A 20,286-nucleotide genomic window follows, 5' to 3' on the forward strand; every position below is an offset into this window, starting at 1 on the left:
CGGCGGGGCGAGGGCGCTCAGCGTGTCCGGGCGAGGAGGAGGTCACTGAAGAGGACCACCCCGATACCGCCGCCGTGGGCGTCCAGGACCTGGGCGGTCTCGGCGAGAACCTGCTCGCGCCGGTCGGGGGGCAGGACACGGTAGCGCGAGAGCGAGGCCAGATATCCCACGTAGCGCTCGGTGTCGTAGTACTGCTCCTGCCGGTACCGGACGACACGCAGATCGGTGAAGCGGCCGTCGCCGCGGCACTCCTCCTCGGGCCAGCCGGCCCAGTTCCCGGGTCCCTCGCCGTAGGAGGAGGCCGGCTCACCGTGCGGTGTACCGGCGAGCCCGTGACGGGTGTCGACCTCGGCCAGGGCGGCGTGCAACCGCAGGTCGCGGACGCCCTGCGGGTTCCAGCACAGCGCCACCGCACCGCCCGGTGCGAGGGCCGCGTGCGCGAGGTCCCAGCGTCGTTCCGGGTCGGTCCAGTGCCAGGACGTGGCGGCGAGGAGCAGTCCGAAGTCGCGGCCGTCCGGCCGCCAGTCCTCGAAGCGCCCGGCATGGACCCGCACCCCCGGATACCCTGCGGTGTTGCGGCGCAGCACCTGCGCCATGCGCGGGTCGGGCTCGATGCACACCAGCGGCGCCCCTGCGGCCGCGAACGGCACCGTGGCCTTGCCCGTCCCCGCGCCGATCTCCAGCGCCGCACGGTCACCGAGGGCCGCGTACGCGAGCACCTCCGCGACCAGGGCGTCCGGGTATCCCGGGCGCACGGCGTCGTAGAGCTCGGCCACCTCCCCGAACACCTGACTGCGCGCCATGTCCACCCCGTCCTGCACGGCCTTGCCCCTCCCCTGTCGGCAGGCCGCCAACCTACGAGGCCGACGGAGGCCGCGTCCACCCCTGACGGGCCGTCGCGGACACGGCGATTCACGAGGCCTACCCTCGCGGCATGACGGATCCCGAGGTCGGGCGCCGGAACGCTCCCGGAGCCGCCGACCGTCTGATCCGGGCCGACGACGGGTGCGAAAGGGCCGACGATGACGGTGACCGGGTGGCCCGTGCCCCTTGCGACCCGGTCAGCCAGGATCGTCGGCCGTGGGTTTCCGCCCCCAGGCGGTGAGCATGCCGGCCGACAGGGCGGCGCACCCGTCGGAGGCCAGGTACCGGATCGCCTCGTCGACGGCCGCGTCGTCGACGAGCCCGGTGGCGAGCATGGCCGCCCTGCCGCGCTCCCAGGTGTCCGCCCAGAAGCGGCTGATCGGGCTGCCCGGCTCCAGCGGCGGCACGTGGATCTCGGCGGCGACCCGCCCGAGCCCGGCGCCGCGCAGCAGTCGGGGGTACGACGGCACCCAGGAGACATCGGTGCCGATGGTGGCGCGCAGGCCCTGCCACATCGCCCGCATCGCCCTGGTGTACGGCGTGTCGGGAGCCAGGTCGCCCGTCAGGTCGACCGCGTCGCCGAGCACCAGCACACCGCCCGGCTCGACGAGTTCGGCCAGTGCCCTGATCAGGCGCTCGCGCTCGGGCAGGTGCATCAGCACGAAGCGCGCGTGGACGAGCCGGAACCGGCCGGGGGCGAAGTCGGGGGCGGTGATGTCGGCCGCCAGGACGTCGAGCCCGGGCCCGGTCCGCGCGGCGAGGAACCGGACGTCCCGGTCCACGGCGAGCACGCTCGCCACCCCGGCCTCGTCCAACAGCCTGCGGGAGACCGTGCCCGTGCCGGCGCCCACATCGAGGCAGCGCCAGCCCGGGCCGACGCCGAGGGCCCGCAGCCGTGCCATGGTGACGTCGTCGTAGGCGAGGGCGCCGAAGTCGATGCGCTCACCCTCGCCCGCCTGCTCGGGCCGGAAGACCGCCTCGCCGTAGCGGCCCCCGCCCTGTACGTCCCCGCCAGGGGAGCCACCCCGCGAGCCACCCCGCGCGTCCCCGCCGCCCGGACCTGCGGTCACGATGCCCCCGCCGGTACGCCGGGGGTGCCGGCGGCCCCCGGGACGCGGAGCGGTGGGTCGTCGAACGGTGCCATGGCCGGGCCCTGCTTCCTGGTCGTGGGGTCACGCGGGGAGGGTGCCCGGAGGATCGCTGGGTCGCCCGAGGCAGCCGTCCCACCGATCCTCCACCGTCGCCCGCCCGCACGACCGAGGCGCGCCGCGCCCCCACCGATCGGCCGAGGCGGCGCCCCCGCCGTTCCGCGCGGACGCCGGCCGTCGGCACCGCACTTCGCCCGGCCGATCAGTCCACGGCCGGTGGCGGGCCGGCCAGGCCGTGGAGGAGCAGGGCGGTGAGGGAGTCGACGATCTCCTCGTCGGTGGCCCGCGGGCCGTGCTCCCCGGCGGTGGCGACCGCGTAGCCGAGCGTCGAGACCATCGCGCCCATGGCCGCGGCGATCAGCGCCGGGTCGCCGGGGAGCGGGTGGCCGCGTTCGCGCAGCCGGTCCAGGTGGTCGCGGAGGACGCCCGTCTCGTGCGCGAGGGAGGCCCAGGCGCGGCCCTCGCCGGGCGGGCCGGCGAAGTTCGTCTGCATCAGGGCCACGACCACGGGCAGGTGTTCGCGGATGACGTGCCAGGTGACGGCGAGGTGCGCGCCCCGTCGGCGCGGGGCAGGGCCGCGTCGACGGCCCTGGAGGACGCGCTGGTCCTGGCGCGGTCACTGGCCTCGGAACCCTCGGCGGCGTCGGCCCTCGCCGCGTACGACACCGCCCGCGCCCACCGCACCGCCAAGATGGTCAAGGCGGCCGGCGGCAACCGCGACGCCAAGACGGCCGGCCCGCTGGCCCGGCGGATGCGCGATCTGGCGATGCCGCTCGGCGTCCGCCTCTTCTTCGAGCGGGCGACGGCCTGGCTCTACACCCACGACTGCGGCGAACTGCCGCCCGTCCCGGTCGGGCCGCCGGAGGTACGGGCGTGACCGGCCTCGTCGGGCCTTGAAGTCCTCGACGGGCCGGTCGACCCGGCACCGGTCAGTAGAGGGCGTCGCCCATCGGGGAGTCACCACCCGTCACGTACGCGCGGATCGACGCCAGGTACTGCACACGGCCGACGCGCCCGTCGCCGTCGTCGTCCAGCGCGTCGAAGGCCGCGTCGGCGCTACCGGCCCGATTGCCCAGTGCCTGGCGCAGCAGGGTGAACTGCGGGCGGTCCAGGGCGCCGTCCCCGTCGGTGTCGGCGAGGTCGAACAGTGCGCCCAGGGCGTACTGGCAGACGGTGTCGAACTTCTCGGCGTCCACCCAGGCGAGGTACTCGTCGTAGGTCATCACGCCGTCGCCGTTGGAGTCCATCGCGGCCCAGGCCCGTTCGCCTGCGGCCCGGGCTGCGATGACCAGGGGATCGTCGTCGCCGCGGCCGGTCGCCCGCTGGGCCCGGTCGATCCGGACGAAGTAGTCGTGCCGGGAGGCCACGCCGTCCCCGTCCGTGTCCAGCATCGCGTAGACGCGGGCCTTCGGGGTGGCGGGGTCGGCCGGGGCCGTCTGCGGTTCGGTCCGGGTGAGGGGCATGTCGGGTCTTCCTTCACGTACGCGGTGGGCCGGGGGTCAGTGGGTGAGGCGGAGCACGATGGTCGAGTCGACGGCGGTCTCGCCGGCCGGGGTGCCGCATCCTGTGCCGGTACTGGTGCCCACCGCGTTGATGGCGTCGTCGGCGAAGCGAGCGCTGTCGGCCGTGACGGCGCCGGCGATGACCAGCGAGGCGGTGCCGTTCACCTTGACCACGTCGATCTTGTCGAACCTGAAGGTGGAGGCGGTTCCGTCGGACCAGTGGACGCTCGTGGTCGCGGTGTCACCGTGCTCGTCCCCGGTGCACTGGGTGGCCGGCATGGTGACCGTGCGCTCGAAGGTTCCGGTTGCCAGGGGCGCGCCGGCGACGTCCACACACGACAGGGTGCCGGTCATGGCCAGCGTGTTGGGCACGGGGAGGTCGATCCCCCCTGGGGCAACGGCGGTGGCGAAGAGACCGTGGGCGTTCAGCACACAGGTGGCATCGATCGTGGGCTCGGCGGAGTCGGCACGGGCCGGGCCCACGACCAGCAGCGGTACCGCGGCGAACAGCGCCAGCACGGCCGGCAGCCCACCACGGACAGTGATCTTCATTCGGTGATCTCCCGTTGTCATCGGCCTGCGGAACGGGTGGCGTGGTCGCGCCTTCGTCCGGCGCTGCGAACCTCCGGCCACCGCGATCATGATCGACGTAGGCTCTCTTCCCGCCAGGACGACCCGCCAGGGGACCTGGAGGCAGTCACCCGACCTGACGATTCCGCCAGCGGGGGCACGGACGCCCGACCCCCCGGCGACGGACGATCCGGGCCGTGTCGCCGCCGGTCACCGACGGACGATCCGGGCCGTGTCGCCGCCGGTCACCCCGCGCCGGTCGGCAGCCAGGTGTCGACGGCCGTCGCCAGTTCCCGCTGCCGGGTGAAGAGGTGCCCGCCCATGCCGAGGGCCCGGGCCGCGCGGACGTTCTCCTCGCGGTCGTCGACGAAGAGGAAGTCGGCGGGCGCGGCCCCCATCGCGGCAACGCAGTGGTGGAACGCCGCCGCGTCGGGTTTCGCCGCGCCGATCCGGCCGGAGAGGGCGAGGTGGTCGAGGTCCGTCAGCCAGGGCTGGGCCGCGAGGAAGGCGTCCGCGTGATCGGCCGGGATGTTGGACAGCAGGGCGACCTCGGCACGGCCCCGCAGGGCCCGGACGTAGCCGACCATGTCCGCGTCGACGCGGGACCAGCTGTCGATGTCGGCGAGGCGCAGCTCCTCGACCGTGCGGGCGTCGGCGGGGCGGGACAGCCGGCGCAGCACGGCCGTCCAGTACTCGGCGGCGGACTGCCCGGCGGCGTCGTAGGGCGGACGGCAGCTCCAGTAGGCGTCGGCGAAGGCCTCGGCGGGGGCGCCGCACCGGGCGGCCATCCGTTCCAGGGCGCCGGGGCGCTGGTGGCGGGCGATGACCCCGAAGAGGTCGAACAGCACGATGCGTCGGGTGGGCACGGCGGGGCTCCTGGGGTCCGGCGATCCTGGCACGGGGCGGGGGCGGGGGTGGGTCAGCATCCGCTGCCCGTGGTCTCGGGCGTACGGCCGGACGCCGTGGCACCGGACACCGTGCGCCCGGGTGCCACACGCCCGGGTGCCGCACGCCCGGGTGCGGTGCGCAGGATCCCGGCGGTCGCGGCGGTGGCGACGCACAGCAGGGTCAGCAGCAGGAAGGCGTGGTTCAGCGCCACCAGGTGGGTCAGCCAGCCGATGACGGCGGGGCCGGCGAGCATGCCGAGGTAGCCGAGTCCGGCGACGCGGGCGACATTGGCACCGGCCGCCGCGGGATCGGCATGGCCGGCCGCGCTGAACAGCTGGGGGACGCAGCCGGACAGGCCCAGGCCGAACAGCGCCCAGCCGACGAAGGCCGCCCAGGGCCACGGGGCGACGGCCGCGATCGTGATCCCGACGGCGGCCGTGGCCGCGCCGTACCGCAGGACGGCCGCCGGCCCGAACCGGGCGGAGGTCCGGTCGGCGAGCAGCCGGCCGGCGGTCATCGCCGCCGCGTAGGTGCCGTAGGCGAAGGCGGCGGTGCTCGCGGGCGCGCCGAGGACGTCCTTCAGGTGCAGGGCGCTCCAGTCGTTGGCGGCGCCCTCGCACAGCATGACCATCAGGGCCAGGGCGGCCAGGACCCGGACGCGCCCCCGGGCACCGCGCCGGGCCGCGACCGAGGCGTCCCGCGCCTCCTCGACGGCGGCCGGAGCGCCCGGCAGCAGGGAGCGCGCCGCCAGCAGCGCGGTCACGATGCCCGCCGCTCCCAGGACGGCGAGGGTGACGGCCGGATTCAGCCCGACGCCCGCGGCGGCGGCCGCGGCGAGTGCGGCGATGACGCCGCCGACGGAGAACGTGGCGTGGAATCCCGACATCACGGGCCGCCCGTACGCCTTCTCCACGTGCACGGCGTGGGCGTTCATGGCCACGTCGAGGCAGCCGTTGGCGAAGCCGAACACCAGGAGGGCGCCCGCCAGCGTCCAGGGCTCCCGGGGCAGCGCGGGCAGGACGAGGGCCGCGCCGCACAGGACGCCGGCGGCGGGCACCACGGTCCGGGTGCCGAGGCGGTCGGCCAGGTGTCCGGCGACCCGCATGCCGAGGAAGGCACCGAGGCCCAGCAGCACCAGCAGACCGCCGAGGGCGGCGTGGCCGATGCCGACGCGCGCCTCCACGGTGGGGATGTGCACCACCCACGCGCCCATCAGGGTGCCGTTGAGGACGAAGTAGACATAGGTCGCCGTACGGGCGGCCCGGAGTGAGCGTTCCATGTCGGCCACCATAACGAACATCCATAATGTTCGAAAGCAGGTAGATCGAACAGCTTGATTGTTCATTAAGGGGTGCGGTTCAATCTCGGTATGAGCAACGCAGATCGCCACGGCCTGATCGCCCAGGCCGTCACGGACGCGGGCGGCGCCACGGTCCAGGAACTCGCCGCGCTGACCGGCACCTCGGAGATGACCATCCGGCGCGACCTCGACGTGCTCGCCGCGCAAGGCGTCCTCGAACGCGTCCGCGGCGGCGCACGCACCCTGCTGCTCAGGGGCGAGGAACCGCCCTTCGCGCTGCGCGCCCGCGAGGCCGTCGACGCCAAACGCCGCATCGCGGCCGAGGTGTCCTCGCTCATCGCCGACGGCGAGACCGTCCTCCTCGACAGCGGCACCACCTGCCTGGAGGTCGCCCGGCTGCTCCACCGGCGTCCGGTCACCGTGATGCCCCTGTCGCTCCAGGCCATCCACCTCCTCAGCGACCCTCCCGGAACGGCCACCCTGATGGTCCCCGGCGGAAAGCCCCGCGCCGCCGAGGGCGCCCTCACCGGCCCCCTCGCCCTCGCCTCCCTGGCGGCCCTGCGCTTCGACACCGCGGTCATCGGCTGCTGCGCCCTGAGCGCGGCCGACGGAGTGACCGCCCACGACCTCGACGACGCGGCCGTGAAGAAGGCGGCCATCGCCTCCGCCCGCCGGGTCGTCCTCGCCGCGGACGGCGGCAAGCTCGGCCGCACCGCCTTCGCCCACGTCGGCCCCGCCGGGCTCCTGCACACCCTCGTCACCGACACCGCCGCACCCGCCGACGAGGTCGCCGCGCTCGAAGGCGCGGGCACCGTCGTCAAGACCGTCTGACGAGGACTCCGCCCGACTCGCGGCGACCGTCCGACTCGCGGCGACCGTCCGACGAGGCTCCGCCCGGAGGCCCGGGACCGACGAACCCCCAGGTCCCTGTTCGGCGGCGGGGGCGGGCGACGATACTGACCGAGTGGGATTCCTCATCTTCATGACGCTGCCGGGGCTGGTGCTGCTGCTCACCGCACTCGCCCTGGTCGACCAGGTGCTGCTGCGGGCCGGCCGGGCCGGGCTGCTGCCCTGGAGGACCGGCCACCGGCAGGGGCAGGTCTCCGCGACCGGTTTCGAGCAGTTGCACGCCACCTTCTCGGCGGGCAAGCAGCACGAGCTCAAGGAGCGGCAGTCGTCGCTGATGCTGCGCGACGACGACGAGGACGGCGCCCCGCCGAACCGCACCGGGGTGGACCTGGCGCGCGGTTCGGCGGTCATCCGCCTGCCGAAGGCCTCCTGAACGGCCCGTCCTCGGGCGCGGAGGCCTCACCGGCGGCCGGTACCGCCGGCTCCGGGCACGGGTCCGCATAGCGGCCGACCATCGCGGCGGCCCGGTCGTGCAGGCGGGTGCGCAGCGACGGCGGGGTGAGGGCCTCCGCGTCCGTACCGAGCTGCCACAGTGCCCATTCGGCGTGTCGTGAATCCTGGAAGGTCACCTCCAGCCGCAGCCGGCCGTCCGGGTCGGGCTCCTCCGCGCGGACGGCCAGCGCGGTGTCCAGCAGTTCCTCCCGCCGCGCCGGGTCCACCCGCAGCAGGACGGTCAGGTGGTCGCCGCCGGAGAGGAACCGCGCGGATCGTTCCCGCCAGATCCGGTCCAGGTCGACCCGGCCGGGTCGCTCCGCCGCCTCGGGGAGTGCCTCGGCGTCGAGGATCCGCGACAGCCGGTAGGTGCGGTCCGCACCGGCCCTGGTGGCCAGCAGGTAGCCCTTGTCGCGTACGGTGACCAGGCCGATGGGGTCCACCGTGCGCCACTCGGGCGCCTGCTCCGCGGCCGCGTAGTGGATGCGCAGCTTGTGCCCGGTGAGCACCGCCCGCCGGACCTCGGGCATCGCGGAGCCGGACACCTCCTCGGTCACCTGGCGGCGCGAGAGCAGGTCGGTCTCCGGGTCGACGAGGAACCGCTGGGCCGCGTCGTTCGCGGTGGCCCGGTGGCCCTCGGGCAGCGCGTCGACGACCTTCCGCATCGCCGAGGCCAGCGCCGAGCCGAGGCCGAACACCAGCTCGCCGCGCCCCGATCCGGCGGTCAGCAGGGCGAGGGCCTCCTCGTGGTTCAGCCCGGTGAGCTCGGTCCGGAAGCCGGGCAGCAACCCGAAGCCGCCGTGCCGGCCGCGTTCGGCGTAGACCGGGACGCCCGCCGCGGACAGCGCCTCGATGTCGCGCAGCACGGTCCGGGTGGAGACCTCCAGCTCACGGGCCAGAGTGTCCGCGGTCAGCCGACCGCGCTGGCGCAGCAACAGCACCAGCGAGACCAACCGGTCGGCGCGCATACGAGGACTGTAGCGAATACATGACCGAGGATGTCGTGATTCGCTGGGAGGCTCGTCCACACGACGTCAGGGCCGGTGGCCACCGGCCCGATGGACGTCCGTACTCCCCATGGATCATGAATCGAACGGAGCTGATGTGACGATGGAACGAACCGCGGTCAACCCGGTGACCTGGTCGGTGGAGATGGGCTTCAACCAGGGTGAGGTCGTCTCCGGGCACACGCGGACGCTGTACATCTCGGGGCAGACCGCGATGAGCGGCGACGGCAGGCCCCTGCACGACGGCGACATGGCGGCGCAGTTGGCGCTGAGCGTCGACAACGTGGAGGCCGTGCTCGGCGAGGCCGGCATGACCCTCGCCGACCTCGTCCGGCTCAATGTCCACACGACCGACGTCGATCTGCTCCTCCAGCACTACGGCGTACTGGCGGCGCGGTTGGGCGCCGCCGGGGTGGCGCCCACCACCACGATGCTCGGGGTGACGCGGCTGGCGATCCCCGGCCAGCTGGTCGAGCTCGAAGGCACCGCCGTCGCCTGACCCGCCCTCGCGGCCCCTCCCCCGTGCCGACTCCACGGGGCTCCACGAGGGCGGGGGCCGTCGCCTGACCGGTGCTCCTGTGCTCCTGTGCTCCTGTGCTCCTGTGCTCCGGAACGGTCCCTGACCGGTTCAGTAGGTGTAGCGGCCGCCCTGGGAAACGACCTTCATACAGCTCTTGTCGTTGTCGGCGGTCTCCGCCTCGACCGAGGTCGGCAGGGCGGTCGGCGCCGGCTGGGCGGCCGCCGGCGCGGTGGCGCCGGGGGCGGTGAAGGACGTCCCGGAGGGCCAGTCGGCGCCGATGACGAGCGTCGGGGACTTGGCGGTACCCGACTCCTTGAGGGCCGTCCCGGGGAGGCCGAGTGCCGTCGCCACCACCTGCGCCTGCGCGAGCTGGCCCTTGCCGTACGTGAGGGACGTGGTGGCCCGGGATCCGGCGCCGCCTGCCGTCGTCGCCTTGGTGAAGCCCGCGGCGACCAGCGCCGCCTTCACGTCGGCCGCCCGGTTGGGGGTGGTGGTGCCGTTCTGGACGACGACGACGGAGTCCCGGCCCGGTCCGGCGTCGGGGGCGGGCGTGGGTGCGGCGGCGGCCGGGGTGGTGGCCGCCGGGGCGGAGGCTCCGGTCGCCGGCGGCGCCCCCTTGCCGTCGAGCGGGACGTCCTGCGCCAGCATCTTCCAGATGTTGTCCGTGTCGGGCTTCTGGAGGATCAGCCGGTTCTCGTCCTTCGGGTCCTCCAGCACGGGGACGGTGAGGCTGGTGGTGCGCTCGGTGGGTATCGACTTGAGCTCGTTGCCGAGGTCGTAGAGCTTCTTGATGTCGGCGAGGCCCTTGTCGACGCTGAGCGACTTCGTCGCCGCCTCGGCCAGCCTCATCAGCGAGCCCGGGTCGGTGAGGGAGCCCTTGCTCTTGAGCTGGCGCATGAGCGAACTCAGGTACATGTGCTGGGCCTGGGCGCGGCCGAGGTCGGAGCCCCACGCGTCGCGGATGCGCAGCCACTGCAGGGCCTGCTCGCCCTGGATGACCGATTCCCCCTTGGGGAGCTTGAGGCCCGTACCGCCGATGCCCGGTATCTGGCGGTCGTACATGTTCATGTTGACGCAGACCGGGACGCCGCCGACCGCGTCGGCCATGGTGACGACGCCGGCGAAGTCGACCATCAGGTAGTGGTCGATCTCCAGTCCGGTCAGCGAGATCCACGTGCCGACGACGCAGCCGGGGCCGCCGCGGGCGAGGGTCTCGTTGATCTGGAGCCGCTTCTGGGCGGGGAAGGTCTGCTTGCCGTCCTCGCTACGGCAGGTCGGCACGGCCAGCATGGTGTCGCGCGGGATGGTGATCATCGAGGCGTTGCTGCGGTCCGCGGAGACGTGCACCAGCATCTGCACATCGGCGAGGCCGGGACGGCCGGAGTCGTCGGCGCCGCCGCCGAGCGCCACGTTGGCGGCCGAGCCCCGGCTGTCGGTGCCGATCACCAGGATGTTCAGCGGCGTCTGGCCGGCGGCGTTCGGCGCGGTCCTGACGCCCTGGGCATCACTGAGGTTGTTGGTGCCGGACCGCAGGTTCGCGTTCAGGTGCTGGTAGTACAGGTACAGACCCCCGCCGCACGCGGCCACGAGCAGCCCCAGCGCCAGGGCGATCACCGTCAACCGGCGCCGCCACCCGCCCTTCCGCCGACGTCGGCGCGTCCGGCCCCGGCCGCCCCGGGGAGCCGCGCCCCGCTGCCCGGGCAGGCCGGGCGAGTCCTCGCGCTCCCCCTCCGGCGGGTGCGCGAGGGACTCGTCGCTCTCGGCAGGTGCCAGGTCGGCACTTCGGGTCATTCATGCCGCCAGTCACTCGCGCCGGATACCGCAGGTCAGTTCGAACAGCATGGGACGTTACCCCCCTCCCCCCGCCGAGTACGAACTTGTTACACACTCAGGACAGTCGGTCGAGGTCGACGGCGGCGCGATCCGTCCGTAACGGTGCTGGGACGGCCGAGGGTTGAGCCGGAGGGCGGACGGGCTACCCTGCCCTGTGACCACCGACCTGCCGCCCCTGCCACCCGCCGTCACCGCCCTGCTGACGGCCGTCGAGGCGCCGCCGCGCCTGATCGCCCACCTCTCGCTGGTCCACGAGGTCGCGGTGACGATCCTGGAGTGGTGCGCCGCCGAGTACCCGGAGGTGGCGATCGACGGCGCAGCCGTCCGGTTCGGCGCCGCCACCCATGACATCGGCAAGGCCGTGCACCGCGAGGAGCTCTCCGCACCCGGCTCGCGGCACGAACCGGCCGGGTACGGGCTGCTGCTGGCGCACGGGGTCGCCGAACGGTCCGCCCGGTTCGCCCGCAGCCACGCGAGCTGGGGCGAACCCGGCGTCAGCGTCGAGGAGTTGCTGGTCAGCCTGGCCGACAAGGCGTGGAAGAACAGCCGGGTCCAGGGCCTGGAGGACCTCGTCGTGGCACGGTTCGCCGAGTCGGGCGGACGCGAACCGTGGGACGTGTTCCTCACCCTGGACGACCTGCTCACCCGGATCGGCGACGACGCCCCCCGCCGCCTCGCCGTCCAGGCCGCCCATTCGGTGACCTCTGTGGCCGGGTGACGGCCGGGGCGCCCGCCCGCGGGTCCTCTCAAGTGTCGAGCGTGTGCCCGGTGGTCGCGTCCACGTGGTCCGGGACCTCGTCGTGGCGATCGCCCACGGTCAGCGTCCCGCCGGGTTCGAACATGAGGATCGCGGCGCCGGTCGGGGCGTACGGCCTGTGCTCCGTGCCCCGGGGGACCGTGAAGACCGCGCCCTGCGGGAGCAGGACCGTCCGCTCCCCGTCGGGCTCGCGCAAGGAGATGTGCAGCTCTCCGTCGAGCACCAGGAAGAACTCGTCGGTGTCCTCGTGCACGTGCCAGATGTGTTCGCCCTCGACCTTGGCGATCCGGACGTCGTAGTCGTTGACGCGCGTGACGATGCGGGGGCTCCACAGGCGGTCGAAGGAGGCCAGGGCCTTGCTCAGGAGGATGGGTCCGTTGCTCATGGACTCATCCTGGGCCGTTTCGCGCGGCCGGGGTGAGTGCTAGGAATGGCATATGGCGAAAGAATCCTCGCACGCACCGGGCTCGGCGGGCGCACACCGGGTCGTCGTGATCGTCGACGAGAACTCGAATCCCTTCGAGCTCGGCTGCGCGACCGAGGTCTTCGGGCTGCGGAGACCGGAGATCGGCCGTGACCTCTACGACTTCGAGCTCTGCTCGCCCGAACCCCGTACCCTGATGCGGGACGGATTCTTCACGCTCACGGGGGTCGCCGGCCTGGAGGCGGCCGAGACGGCGGACACCCTGATCGTCCCCAACCGGCCCAACGTCGAGGCACCCCGCCGCCCCGAGGTGCTGGACGCCGTTCGACGGGCGCACGCGCGCGGCGCGCGCCTGCTCGGCTTCTGCAGCGGCGCCTTCACCATGGCCGAGGCCGGGGTCCTCGACGGGCGCCGGGCCACCGCGCACTGGCAGTGGGCGGACGACTTCCGGGCCCGGTTCCCCTCCGTCCACCTCGAACCGGACGTGCTGTTCGTGGACGACGGTGACATCCTCACCGCCGCGGGGAGTGCGGCCGCGCTCGATCTCGGGCTGCACGTGGTCCGCCGCGATCACGGCGCCGAGGTCGCCAGCTCGGTGAGCCGGCGGTTGGTCTTCGCGGCGCACCGGGACGGCGGGCAGCGGCAGTTCGTGGAGCGCCCCGTACCCGACCTGCCGGACGAGTCCCTCGCGCCCGTCCTGGCCTGGGCCCAGGAACAGCTGGACGCACCGCTCACCGTCGCCGATCTGGCGGCGCGGGCCGCGGTCAGCCCGGCGACGCTCCATCGCCGCTTCCGGGCGCAACTGGGAACGACCCCGTTGGCGTGGCTCACGGGGGAACGGCTCTCCCTGGCATGCCGGTTGATCGAGCGGGGTGAGTCCCGCCTGGAGATGGTCGCACGCCGCAGCGGGCTCGGCACCGCCGCCAATCTGCGCGCGCTGATGCGCCGCGAGACGGGCATCACTCCGTCGGCATACCGGCGGCGGTTCGGGCCGGAGGTGAACTGACGGCACGCGGGGAGTCTCCTCCGCCGCGGCACAGGCGGTACGCGGGCCGGGGCCTCGCCGCGGCCGCGCATCGGCCCGGCAGCCGACGGACGGTCAGCGGCCCTGGCCGTTGCCGTTGAAGAAGAAGATGCGGGTCCGCTTCCCGTCGTAGCCGCGAGGCGCGATCGAGTTCCGGTCACCGGGGGTCCGGTCGGCCACCAGGCGGTTGAGGAACCGGGTGAACCGCTCCCACCGCGTGTAGACGGCCGGCGTCGGCGGGAGGCTCGGCTCGTTCGCCGGGCGTACGTAGTGCTCCCGGGCCGTCCCGTTCTCGTCCGCGGAATCGTGCTGCACCGAACCCTCCCCTGACAGCGACCATACTCTCCGAGAGCCCATTGTCACGCTGTACGAACCAGTTGTCACGTCCCAGGAGCACCACCCGCTGCACCGGCGCCGGGGCCCGCACCGAGGGCGGGCGCCGGCGCCGTCGGCCTCCGTCAGTCGACGGTGACGAGACGCTTGGTGGCGCGCGTCAGGGCGACGTACAGGTCCCGCTCGCCGCAGGGGCGGGCGGCGGTGATCTCGTCGGGCGCGGCCACCAGGACCGTGTCGAACTCCAGGCCGCGCGCCTGCGAGGCGGGCACGACGGACGCCCGGTCGGGGACCCCGGCCTCGGTCAGCTCCGCCACCCGGGCGTCGGCGCAGACCACCGCGCGCAGGTCGTCCGGGTGCGCCTCGGCCTGCGCCGCCAGCTCCGCGACGACGGCGTCGACGAGGCCGCGGGGGTGGGCGGTGACCGAGCGGGGCACGTCGCCGTGGCGGATGGCCGTGCCGGGCTGCTGGTCGGGGGCGATCCGGGCGAGCAGCTCCCGGGTGGTGGCGAGGATCTCCTCGGTGGTGCGGTAGCTGACGGTCAGGGTGTGCAGGGCGAAGCGGGTGCCCAGGTGCGGGCCGAGGGCCTCGCCCCAGGTACGGGCGGTGGCGGCCGGGCCGGCCTGCGCGAAGTCGCCGACCAGGGTCATCGAGCGGGCCGGGCAGCGGCGTACGACCATGCGCCACTGCATGGCGCTCAGCTCCTGGGCCTCGTCGACGACGACGTGGCCGAAGACGCGCGCCGGCGGGCCGTCGGTCAGCGCGGCGGCCTCGTCCAGCAGCGGCACGTCGGCGGCGGTCCACGGTTCGTCCGCCGTCCGCAGCAGCGACTCGCGGTCATCGGCCGTCAACGACGGGTGGTGGGCGGCGAGGGCGTCGGCGTCGGCGAGCAGGGCGTGGACGACGGCGGCCGCGGTCAGGTGCGGCCACAGCCCCTCGACGGCCCGGTCGAGCTGGGTGCTGCCGGCGAGTTCGGCGCGGACGGTCTCCAGGTCGACCTCCTCGGCCGCGTGGGCGCCGGCCCGGTCGTCGCCGTCGAAGCCCAGGTTGCGCAGGTCGGCGCCGGTGAACCGGTCGAGGTCGAGGCCGGTGGCGAGGGTGACCTCGGCGTCGATGCGCTCCAGTGCCTCGACGGTGCCGCGCGCCACCGCGTCGGTGAGCGCGTCGACCAGCAGTTCCTTGAACACCTCGCGTGCCGCGTTGTGGGCCAGGCCGCTGCGGACGGCCTCGTCCCGGGCCACCTCGACCTCCTTCGGGTCCAGCCGGATCCACTCCTGGCCCATCCGTACGGCGAGGTCGCCGTCCGGCGCCTGGAACGAGCGCACCAGACCGGCCAGGGCCTCCGCCATCGGGGCGCCGCCCTTGAGGCGGGCCGCCCCGGCCGGCCCGGCGGCCCCGGCCGGCACCCCGGCGAGGTCCTCGGTGGTCGCGAGGACCACGTCGTTCTCGCCGAGCGAGGGCAGCACCCGGGAGATGTAGTCGAGGAAGCGGGTGTTCGGCCCGAGGACCAGCACCCCGTGCTCGGCCGCCCGGGGGAAGGCGTAGAGCACGTACGCCGCGCGGTGCAGGGCGACCACGGTCTTGCCCGTGCCCGGGCCGCCCTGTACCACGCTCACCCCGCGGTGCGGGGAGCGCACGATCGCGTCCTGCTCCGCCTGGAGGGTGGACACCGCCGCGCCCATCCGGCCGGTGCGCCGGGCCTCCAGCGCCGCGAGCAGCGGGCTGTCGCCGATCACGTCACCGGCGTCGGGCTCGGAGCCGTCCAGGATCTCGTCCCGGACCTCGCGCACCGTACGGCCCTCCAGGCGCAGGTGGCGGCGTCGGCGCAGGCCCATGGGGTGCGCGGCGGTGGCCGTGTAGAAGGGGCGGGCGGCGTCGGCGCGCCAGTCCACGAGCAGGGGCAGCTCGCGGTCCTCGGTGTGCAGGCCGAGCCGTCCGATGTGCAGGGCGGTACCGTCGGTGTGGTCGATCCGGCCGAAGCAGAGGCCGTGTTCGGCCCCTTCCAGGGCGTGCAGCCGGCGGTTCAGGTTCCCGACGGCGGCGTCGCGCGCGTGCGCACCGCCGGCCTCCTCGGCGGGTGCGCGCAGGACGCGCTTCAGCTCCTGCCGGATTCCGGTGAGTTGCCGGTCGAGCAGCTCGTGGACGGCGGACACGTGGGCCTGTTCCGCTGCGGCCTGGTCGGTACGACCGGTGTCGACCTGCGACAAGGGGAGCTCCTCGGGACGTGGTGATTCGTGTGCTCCCTGAAGACGGATCAGACCGTGGCGGGGTTCCTGGTGGAGCCGTCCTTCTCCGAGGCGGCCGCGATCGGCGCGACACCTCGGCCGGACCGCGCCGGGGCCCGGTCCCGACGACGCCGAGGCCGGGCACGTGTGCGGCTGTACCGGGGGACGGCTGAACGGCGGCCGCGGGTCAGGCGCCGTCGGGGAGCGGGGCGGCGGGGCTGACGAGGCCGGCGGCGCGCAGGTCGGTCCAGAAGGCGGCGGGAACGGGCTCGTGGAGGGCGGCGGTGTCCTCGGCGATGCGACTGGGGCGGGTGGCGCCGGGGATGACGGCGGCGGCCACCGGGTGGGCGAGGGAGAACTGCAGGGCGGCGGCCTTGATGGAGACGCCGTGCCGCTCGGTGAGGGCCTTGAGCCTGCCGACGCGCTCGATGATGTGCGGCGGGGCCTGCTGGTACTCGAAGTGGGTGCCGCCGGCGAGGATGCCGGAGCTGTAGGGGCCGCCGACGACCATGCTGACGTCCTGCTCCTGGGCCATCGGGAGCAGGCGCTGGAGGGCGTGCTCGTGGTCGAGGAGGGTGTAGCGGCCGGCGAGCAGGAAGGCGTCGGGGCGCGGCTCGTCGAGGGCGAGGGTGAGCTCGATGGGTTCGGTGCGGTTGACGCCCAGGCCCCAGGCCTTGATGACGCCCTCCTCGCGCAGCCGGGTCAGGACGCGGAAGGCGCCGGTACGGGCCTCCTCGAACTTCTCCAGCCAGGCGTCGCCGTGGAAGTCCTGGGCGATGTCGTGGACCCAGACGATGTCGAGGCGGTCGGTGCCGAGGCGCGCGAGGCTGTCCTCGATGGAGCGTTCGGTGGCCTCGGCGGTCCACTCGTGGACGATCTTGTTGGGGTTGCCGTGTTCGAACAGGCCGCCCTTCTCGCCGAGGTCGCGGGCGGCGGTCTCGTGCTCGTCGAGGATGACGCGGCCGACCTTGGTGGACAGGACGTAGGAGTCGCGGGGCCTGGTGGCGAGCACCCGGCCCAGGCGCTCCTCCGCGAGGCCGGCGCCGTAGAAGGGGGCGGTGTCGTAGAAGCGGATGCCGTGCTCCCAGGCGGCCTCGACGGTGGCGTGGGCCTCCTCGTCGGGGATCGCGCGGAACATGTTGCCGAGCGGGGCGGTGCCGAAGCCGAGCCGGCCGGGGAGGAGTGCGGTGATGGACATGGGGGTGCCTCTGCGGGGTGCGGGGGTGGGATGCCCGTGAACGCGGCGGCCCGGTCGGCCGAGGGCCCGTCCACGGAGAAGGTGTAACCGCGTCGCCTGAGCTCCATGCTTCGATGCAGACGCGCCTTACACGTGAAGACAATAGTTGCTTGCGCGGGCTATTTCAAGCGACACCTCGCCCCGGACCACGCCCTCGCCCGGTCGGCGGCGATCGTGGGCGACCCCTGGACGATGCTCATCGTGCGCGACGTCGCGCTCGGCCTCCACCGCTTCGACGAGCTCCAGCGCGATCTCGGCGTGGCCACCAATGTGCTGAGCCAGCGGCTGGAACGGCTGGTGGACGCCGGGGTGCTGCGCCGCGAGCCGTACGCGCGGGGGCCGGAGCGGTACGAGTACCGGCTGACCGCCAAGGGGCGGGACCTGGTGCCCGTCCTGCTCGCGCTGACCGCGTGGGGTGACCGCTGGGAGGCCGGCGAGGCGGGCCCGCCGCTGGTCGTCCGGCACCACGGCTGCGGCCACCGGACCCGGGCGGAGGTGACCTGCGCCGCGTGCGGCGCCGAGCTGACCGCCGACCGGGTCGACTACCTGCCCGGCCCGGGCGGGCGCCGGGACCGGGGCACCGCGCTCATCCCCACCGTCCTCACGGCGCCGGACGAGGGGCCGGACGGGAGGCCGCCCGGGGGCGACGGGTCGTGAACGGACGGCCCGGATTGTGCCACGCCGGCCGCGTCGGCGCCGCCCGGGCGCGGCGCTGAGGAATCCGGGGGCGCGCTCGATACTGGAGGTATGAAAGAGAAGACCACGCCCGCGGACCGCCATTCCAAGCTCACGGTCCGCGGCCAGGAGGTCCGCATCCGCACCATAGGGATCGCGATCCTCGGGGTCCTGGCCGTCTGGTTCATCGCGGTCAACACCGATTCGGTGGAGATCCAGCTCTGGATCGCGAGCGTCACGCTTCCGCTCTGGGTCGTGCTCGCCGTCACGCTGGTCGTCGGTGCGGCCATCGGCTGGCTGCTGGCGCGGCGGCGGGCGGGGAGGTGACGCCTGGCCGGGGCGCCGCCGCGCCGGTGCCCGGACGCCCCCGACGGCGGCGCCCGCCGGTCAGAAGGTGATCGTCCGCCCCTCCGCCGCGGCCTGGTTCGCGGTGTAGGAGACGCCGTGGACCTTGAGCCCGTCGGGGTCGCAGAGGGTGATCGTCCCGCCGCGGTTGCCGAGTTGGAAGCCGTTGCCGCCGGCCACCGTGATCGTGGTGCCCGGCTGCAGCGGGCCGGGCGGCAGGGGGAGCGGATGCCGCTGCTGGTCGACCAGTCGCCAGCCGCCGAGCTCCACGGCGGCGGCGGAGGCGTTGAGCAGGGTCACCGTCTCGGCCTCCGGCGCCGGTCCGACCGGGTTGACGAGCGCGGCGACGATCCGCAGCGGCGCCTCGTGGTCGGTGGTCCGCCCCGGCGCGCCGGGGAGCGCGTGGCCGTGGTCGTCGGTGTGCCACTTCTGGGACTGGAAGGCGAGGAACACCGCGACCCAGCGGCCCTCGGCGGGCAGGTGGAAGAGCAGGCCGCCGTCCTGCCAGATCCCGTCCTGCGGGCGGAACTCGGCGCTGTTGCCCTGGTTCATGTGGATGTCGTGCACACCGTCGGCCGGACGGAAGCCGAAGTCGCGGTCCCGCTCGTTCGGCTTGGGGCCGAAGCGCTCGCCGAAGACGTAGAGACCGGTGTCCTGGTCCGCGATGGCCCGTTGCACGTAGTGGTCGAACAGGTCGGAGAGGTCGTTGTCGACACCGGGCAGGTCCGGCGGGAGGATCCGCATGGACGCGGGGTCGAAGAGGTTCCCGCGGATGTAGTCGAGCGCCGCGCCGCCCGCCTGCCGGGGCAGTTCCTTCCACCCGCTGCCCGTCGGCGGGAGCAGCCCCGTGAGCGGATGACGGAAGTCGTCCACCACGATGTACATCAGCTCGTGCGGCGCCACCTTCGAGCGGACGTTGACGGCCGCCCGGTACTCGGTCCCGCTGTCGTCGCGGAGGTGGAGCTCGTAGTGGGGCGTGTCGGCACCTCCCTCGCGGTGCCGGTCGACGGCCCGGGCGGCCAGTACTCCGTAGTTCCTCAGGGGCATGGGTCATCCTCCACAGCGCTCGGTCAGCCGGATCGGCCCCGGCGTCGCCGGCGTCGGGCCGCCGCGCACCCGGGCCGTCGACCACCATCGCAACCGGTCCGCGCGTGGCGGAAGCCGCCGACCGGAGGAATCACGGGCGGGCCGCCCTCCCGGTGGTGCGCATCCGCACCACCGTTCGGGTTCCCCGCGTGGCGGGCCTCCGCAGCACGGCCGGACGATCCGGGTGAGGTGGTGCCGGTGCCTGCGGTCTGCCCGGCGCGCGGTGCTGGAGTGCGCCCCGGTCCGTACGTCCGTGCGCCGGGCGCGGGACTGTCACGCCCCTGGGCGGGGCGCACTCCGCTCTGGGACCGTTGCGCGAACGGTCCGTCACCGCGGGCCGTCGGCGACGGAAGTGGGGACACATGGCACGACGCTGGCTGGTGACGGGCTGCTCGTCCGGGCTGGGACACGCACTGGCGGCCGCGGCGGCCGCCGCCGGCGACACCGTGCTCGCCACGGCCCGCCGCCCCGGGGCACTGGACGGCCTGGTCCGCGCCCACGGTGACCGGGTGGTGCCGATCACCCTCGACGTCCGCGACCCCGCGCAGTGCGAGGCCGCCCTCGACACCGCCGCTCAGCGGCTCGGCGGGCTGGACGTCCTGGTCAACAACGCCGGCAACGGCGTGTTCGGCACCGTGGAGGAGGTCGCCGACGGTGAACTGCGCGACCAGCTGGAGACCCTGGTGGTCGGCCCCTGGCGGCTGGCCCGCCTGGCCCTGCCGCTGATGCGCGCCCAGGGCGGGGGCGACGTCCTCAACGTCTCCTCCATCGCCGGCCGGATGGCCTTCCCCGGCCTGGCCGCCTACGTCACCGGCAAGTACGCCCTGGAGGGCATGACCCAGGCGCTCGCCGCCGAGGCCGCCCCCTTCGGCATCCGCGTCACGGCCCTCGAACCGGCCGGCTACGCCACCCGCTACGGCAGCTCGGTCACCGACGCCGCCGCCCGCTCGCCGCTGTACGCCCCGGCCACCGACCCGGTACGCGGCCAGCTCGCGGTGATGGCCGACGACCCGGCCAACGGCCGACCGGAGGACTTCGCCCGCCAGGTGCTGCGGATCGTCGCCACCCCGGGCCCGCTCCCCGTGCGCATCCCGATCGGGCCGGGCAGCCACACCTACGTCGAGGCGGCGCACCACGCGGCCGGCAGCGAGCTCGCCGCGGCCCGCGCCCTCGTCGACGACCCCGCCTGATCCGGGGGGGACGAGCC

General features: G+C 74.2%; 23 protein-coding genes. 9 read left to right on the forward strand and 14 right to left on the reverse strand.

The window, feature by feature from the left end:
• Window positions 1-17: 17 nt before the first annotated feature.
• From ACWEQL_RS12600 to ACWEQL_RS12610, 3 genes are all read right to left on the reverse strand, one after another.
• Window positions 18-803 carry a class I SAM-dependent methyltransferase gene (locus ACWEQL_RS12600; protein ID WP_452150208.1) on the reverse strand — a complete coding sequence of 262 codons (786 nt, stop codon included), beginning with the start codon at window positions 801-803 and terminating at the stop codon, window positions 18-20.
• Between the two features lie 258 nt (window positions 804-1,061).
• Window positions 1,062-1,934: a class I SAM-dependent methyltransferase gene (locus tag ACWEQL_RS12605; protein WP_452150209.1), complete on the reverse strand. Its 873-nt coding sequence runs from the start codon at window positions 1,932-1,934 to the stop codon at window positions 1,062-1,064.
• A 280-nt stretch (window positions 1,935-2,214) separates the two neighbouring features.
• A complete protein-coding gene (locus tag ACWEQL_RS12610) occupies window positions 2,215-2,505 on the reverse strand; it encodes a hypothetical protein (protein WP_452150210.1) in 291 nt (96 codons plus the stop codon).
• Window positions 2,506-2,526: 21 nt separating this feature from the next.
• Between ACWEQL_RS12610 and ACWEQL_RS12615 the strand changes: the two genes are divergently transcribed.
• On the forward strand, window positions 2,527-2,889 hold the full coding sequence (locus ACWEQL_RS12615; protein ID WP_452150211.1) for a hypothetical protein: 363 nt from the start codon (window positions 2,527-2,529) through the stop codon (window positions 2,887-2,889).
• Window positions 2,890-2,941: 52 nt separating this feature from the next.
• Here ACWEQL_RS12615 and ACWEQL_RS12620 read toward each other — a convergent pair whose 3' ends face one another.
• The 4 genes from ACWEQL_RS12620 to ACWEQL_RS12635 form a co-directional block, all read right to left on the reverse strand.
• Window positions 2,942-3,475, reverse strand: coding sequence for an EF-hand domain-containing protein (locus ACWEQL_RS12620; protein WP_452150212.1), 534 nt, complete (start codon window positions 3,473-3,475; stop codon window positions 2,942-2,944).
• Window positions 3,476-3,511: 36 nt separating this feature from the next.
• The gene (locus ACWEQL_RS12625; protein WP_452150213.1) at window positions 3,512-4,066 is read right to left on the reverse strand and encodes a hypothetical protein; all 555 of its coding nucleotides are present in this window, start codon (window positions 4,064-4,066) and stop codon (window positions 3,512-3,514) included.
• 263 nt (window positions 4,067-4,329) lie between these two features.
• Window positions 4,330-4,950, reverse strand: coding sequence for an HAD family hydrolase (locus ACWEQL_RS12630; RefSeq protein WP_452150214.1), 621 nt, complete (start codon window positions 4,948-4,950; stop codon window positions 4,330-4,332).
• A gap of 53 nt (window positions 4,951-5,003) precedes the next feature.
• Complete coding sequence (locus tag ACWEQL_RS12635) at window positions 5,004-6,251, reverse strand: MFS transporter (protein WP_452150215.1); 1,248 nt, start codon at window positions 6,249-6,251, stop codon at window positions 5,004-5,006.
• 90 nt (window positions 6,252-6,341) lie between these two features.
• On the opposite strand from ACWEQL_RS12635, the gene ACWEQL_RS12640 reads away from it, so the two are divergent.
• Both ACWEQL_RS12640 and ACWEQL_RS12645 read left to right on the forward strand, forming a co-directional pair.
• Window positions 6,342-7,103 (forward strand): DeoR/GlpR family DNA-binding transcription regulator, encoded by a 762-nt coding sequence (locus tag ACWEQL_RS12640; RefSeq protein WP_452150216.1) that lies wholly within the window; start codon window positions 6,342-6,344, stop codon window positions 7,101-7,103.
• A 133-nt stretch (window positions 7,104-7,236) separates the two neighbouring features.
• Window positions 7,237-7,554: a DUF6191 domain-containing protein gene (locus tag ACWEQL_RS12645; RefSeq protein ID WP_452150217.1), complete on the forward strand. Its 318-nt coding sequence runs from the start codon at window positions 7,237-7,239 to the stop codon at window positions 7,552-7,554.
• On the opposite strand, the gene ACWEQL_RS12650 is transcribed toward ACWEQL_RS12645, so the two are convergent.
• A complete protein-coding gene (locus ACWEQL_RS12650; RefSeq protein WP_452150218.1) occupies window positions 7,529-8,581 on the reverse strand; it encodes a helix-turn-helix transcriptional regulator in 1,053 nt (350 codons plus the stop codon). The genes ACWEQL_RS12645 and ACWEQL_RS12650 overlap by 26 nt on opposite strands.
• Window positions 8,582-8,723: 142 nt before the next feature.
• Here ACWEQL_RS12650 and ACWEQL_RS12655 point away from each other — a divergent pair, with 142 nt between their 5' ends.
• On the forward strand, window positions 8,724-9,119 hold the full coding sequence (locus ACWEQL_RS12655) for a RidA family protein (RefSeq protein ID WP_452150219.1): 396 nt from the start codon (window positions 8,724-8,726) through the stop codon (window positions 9,117-9,119).
• A gap of 129 nt (window positions 9,120-9,248) precedes the next feature.
• Here ACWEQL_RS12655 and ACWEQL_RS12660 read toward each other — a convergent pair whose 3' ends face one another.
• Window positions 9,249-10,931 carry an LCP family protein gene (locus tag ACWEQL_RS12660; protein ID WP_452150220.1) on the reverse strand — a complete coding sequence of 561 codons (1,683 nt, stop codon included), beginning with the start codon at window positions 10,929-10,931 and terminating at the stop codon, window positions 9,249-9,251.
• Window positions 10,932-11,127: 196 nt separating this feature from the next.
• On the opposite strand from ACWEQL_RS12660, the gene ACWEQL_RS12665 reads away from it, so the two are divergent.
• Window positions 11,128-11,691 carry an HD domain-containing protein gene (locus tag ACWEQL_RS12665; protein WP_452150221.1) on the forward strand — a complete coding sequence of 188 codons (564 nt, stop codon included), beginning with the start codon at window positions 11,128-11,130 and terminating at the stop codon, window positions 11,689-11,691.
• A 28-nt stretch (window positions 11,692-11,719) separates the two neighbouring features.
• On the opposite strand, the gene ACWEQL_RS12670 is transcribed toward ACWEQL_RS12665, so the two are convergent.
• The gene (locus ACWEQL_RS12670) at window positions 11,720-12,115 is read right to left on the reverse strand and encodes a cupin domain-containing protein (RefSeq protein WP_452150222.1); all 396 of its coding nucleotides are present in this window, start codon (window positions 12,113-12,115) and stop codon (window positions 11,720-11,722) included.
• A 52-nt stretch (window positions 12,116-12,167) separates the two neighbouring features.
• Here ACWEQL_RS12670 and ACWEQL_RS12675 point away from each other — a divergent pair, with 52 nt between their 5' ends.
• Complete coding sequence (locus ACWEQL_RS12675; RefSeq protein ID WP_452150223.1) at window positions 12,168-13,160, forward strand: GlxA family transcriptional regulator; 993 nt, start codon at window positions 12,168-12,170, stop codon at window positions 13,158-13,160.
• Between the two features lie 93 nt (window positions 13,161-13,253).
• On the opposite strand, the gene ACWEQL_RS12680 is transcribed toward ACWEQL_RS12675, so the two are convergent.
• From ACWEQL_RS12680 to ACWEQL_RS12690, 3 genes are all read right to left on the reverse strand, one after another.
• On the reverse strand, window positions 13,254-13,493 hold the full coding sequence (locus ACWEQL_RS12680) for a hypothetical protein (RefSeq protein ID WP_452150224.1): 240 nt from the start codon (window positions 13,491-13,493) through the stop codon (window positions 13,254-13,256).
• 143 nt (window positions 13,494-13,636) lie between these two features.
• Window positions 13,637-15,718 carry a HelD family protein gene (locus ACWEQL_RS12685; protein ID WP_452150225.1) on the reverse strand — a complete coding sequence of 694 codons (2,082 nt, stop codon included), beginning with the start codon at window positions 15,716-15,718 and terminating at the stop codon, window positions 13,637-13,639.
• Between the two features lie 205 nt (window positions 15,719-15,923).
• Window positions 15,924-16,934 (reverse strand): aldo/keto reductase, encoded by a 1,011-nt coding sequence (locus ACWEQL_RS12690; RefSeq protein WP_452150226.1) that lies wholly within the window; start codon window positions 16,932-16,934, stop codon window positions 15,924-15,926.
• 132 nt (window positions 16,935-17,066) lie between these two features.
• On the opposite strand from ACWEQL_RS12690, the gene ACWEQL_RS12695 reads away from it, so the two are divergent.
• Window positions 17,067-17,630: a winged helix-turn-helix transcriptional regulator gene (locus tag ACWEQL_RS12695; RefSeq protein ID WP_452150227.1), complete on the forward strand. Its 564-nt coding sequence runs from the start codon at window positions 17,067-17,069 to the stop codon at window positions 17,628-17,630.
• 90 nt (window positions 17,631-17,720) lie between these two features.
• Window positions 17,721-17,975 carry a LapA family protein gene (locus tag ACWEQL_RS12700; RefSeq protein WP_452150228.1) on the forward strand — a complete coding sequence of 85 codons (255 nt, stop codon included), beginning with the start codon at window positions 17,721-17,723 and terminating at the stop codon, window positions 17,973-17,975.
• Between the two features lie 60 nt (window positions 17,976-18,035).
• On the opposite strand, the gene ACWEQL_RS12705 is transcribed toward ACWEQL_RS12700, so the two are convergent.
• Complete coding sequence (locus tag ACWEQL_RS12705) at window positions 18,036-19,040, reverse strand: DUF2278 family protein (RefSeq protein ID WP_452150229.1); 1,005 nt, start codon at window positions 19,038-19,040, stop codon at window positions 18,036-18,038.
• 401 nt (window positions 19,041-19,441) lie between these two features.
• Between ACWEQL_RS12705 and ACWEQL_RS12710 the strand changes: the two genes are divergently transcribed.
• Window positions 19,442-20,269, forward strand: a complete 828-nt coding sequence (locus ACWEQL_RS12710; protein WP_452150230.1) for an SDR family oxidoreductase — start codon at window positions 19,442-19,444, stop codon at window positions 20,267-20,269.
• Window positions 20,270-20,286: the final 17 nt, after the last annotated feature.

The organism is Kitasatospora sp. NPDC004240, assembly GCF_053603215.1.

What these genes read in the sequence shown, in the direction of transcription:
- ACWEQL_RS12700 (WP_452150228.1), top strand. Translation starts at nt 17,721, where the DNA reads ATGAAAGAGAAGACCACGCCCGCGGACCGCCATTCCAAGCTCACGGTC.
- ACWEQL_RS12670 (WP_452150222.1), bottom strand. Translation starts at nt 12,115, where the DNA reads ATGAGCAACGGACCCATCCTCCTGAGCAAGGCCCTGGCCTCCTTCGAC.
- ACWEQL_RS12690 (WP_452150226.1), bottom strand. Translation starts at nt 16,934, where the DNA reads ATGTCCATCACCGCACTCCTCCCCGGCCGGCTCGGCTTCGGCACCGCC.
- ACWEQL_RS12710 (WP_452150230.1), top strand. Translation starts at nt 19,442, where the DNA reads ATGGCACGACGCTGGCTGGTGACGGGCTGCTCGTCCGGGCTGGGACAC.
- ACWEQL_RS12660 (WP_452150220.1), bottom strand. Translation starts at nt 10,931, where the DNA reads ATGACCCGAAGTGCCGACCTGGCACCTGCCGAGAGCGACGAGTCCCTC.
- ACWEQL_RS12610 (WP_452150210.1), bottom strand. Translation starts at nt 2,505, where the DNA reads ATGCAGACGAACTTCGCCGGCCCGCCCGGCGAGGGCCGCGCCTGGGCC.
- ACWEQL_RS12705 (WP_452150229.1), bottom strand. Translation starts at nt 19,040, where the DNA reads ATGCCCCTGAGGAACTACGGAGTACTGGCCGCCCGGGCCGTCGACCGG.
- ACWEQL_RS12650 (WP_452150218.1), bottom strand. Translation starts at nt 8,581, where the DNA reads ATGCGCGCCGACCGGTTGGTCTCGCTGGTGCTGTTGCTGCGCCAGCGC.
- ACWEQL_RS12640 (WP_452150216.1), top strand. Translation starts at nt 6,342, where the DNA reads ATGAGCAACGCAGATCGCCACGGCCTGATCGCCCAGGCCGTCACGGAC.
- ACWEQL_RS12625 (WP_452150213.1), bottom strand. Translation starts at nt 4,066, where the DNA reads ATGAAGATCACTGTCCGTGGTGGGCTGCCGGCCGTGCTGGCGCTGTTC.
- ACWEQL_RS12635 (WP_452150215.1), bottom strand. Translation starts at nt 6,251, where the DNA reads ATGGAACGCTCACTCCGGGCCGCCCGTACGGCGACCTATGTCTACTTC.
- ACWEQL_RS12655 (WP_452150219.1), top strand. Translation starts at nt 8,724, where the DNA reads ATGGAACGAACCGCGGTCAACCCGGTGACCTGGTCGGTGGAGATGGGC.
- ACWEQL_RS12600 (WP_452150208.1), bottom strand. Translation starts at nt 803, where the DNA reads ATGGCGCGCAGTCAGGTGTTCGGGGAGGTGGCCGAGCTCTACGACGCC.
- ACWEQL_RS12620 (WP_452150212.1), bottom strand. Translation starts at nt 3,475, where the DNA reads ATGCCCCTCACCCGGACCGAACCGCAGACGGCCCCGGCCGACCCCGCC.
- ACWEQL_RS12675 (WP_452150223.1), top strand. Translation starts at nt 12,168, where the DNA reads ATGGCGAAAGAATCCTCGCACGCACCGGGCTCGGCGGGCGCACACCGG.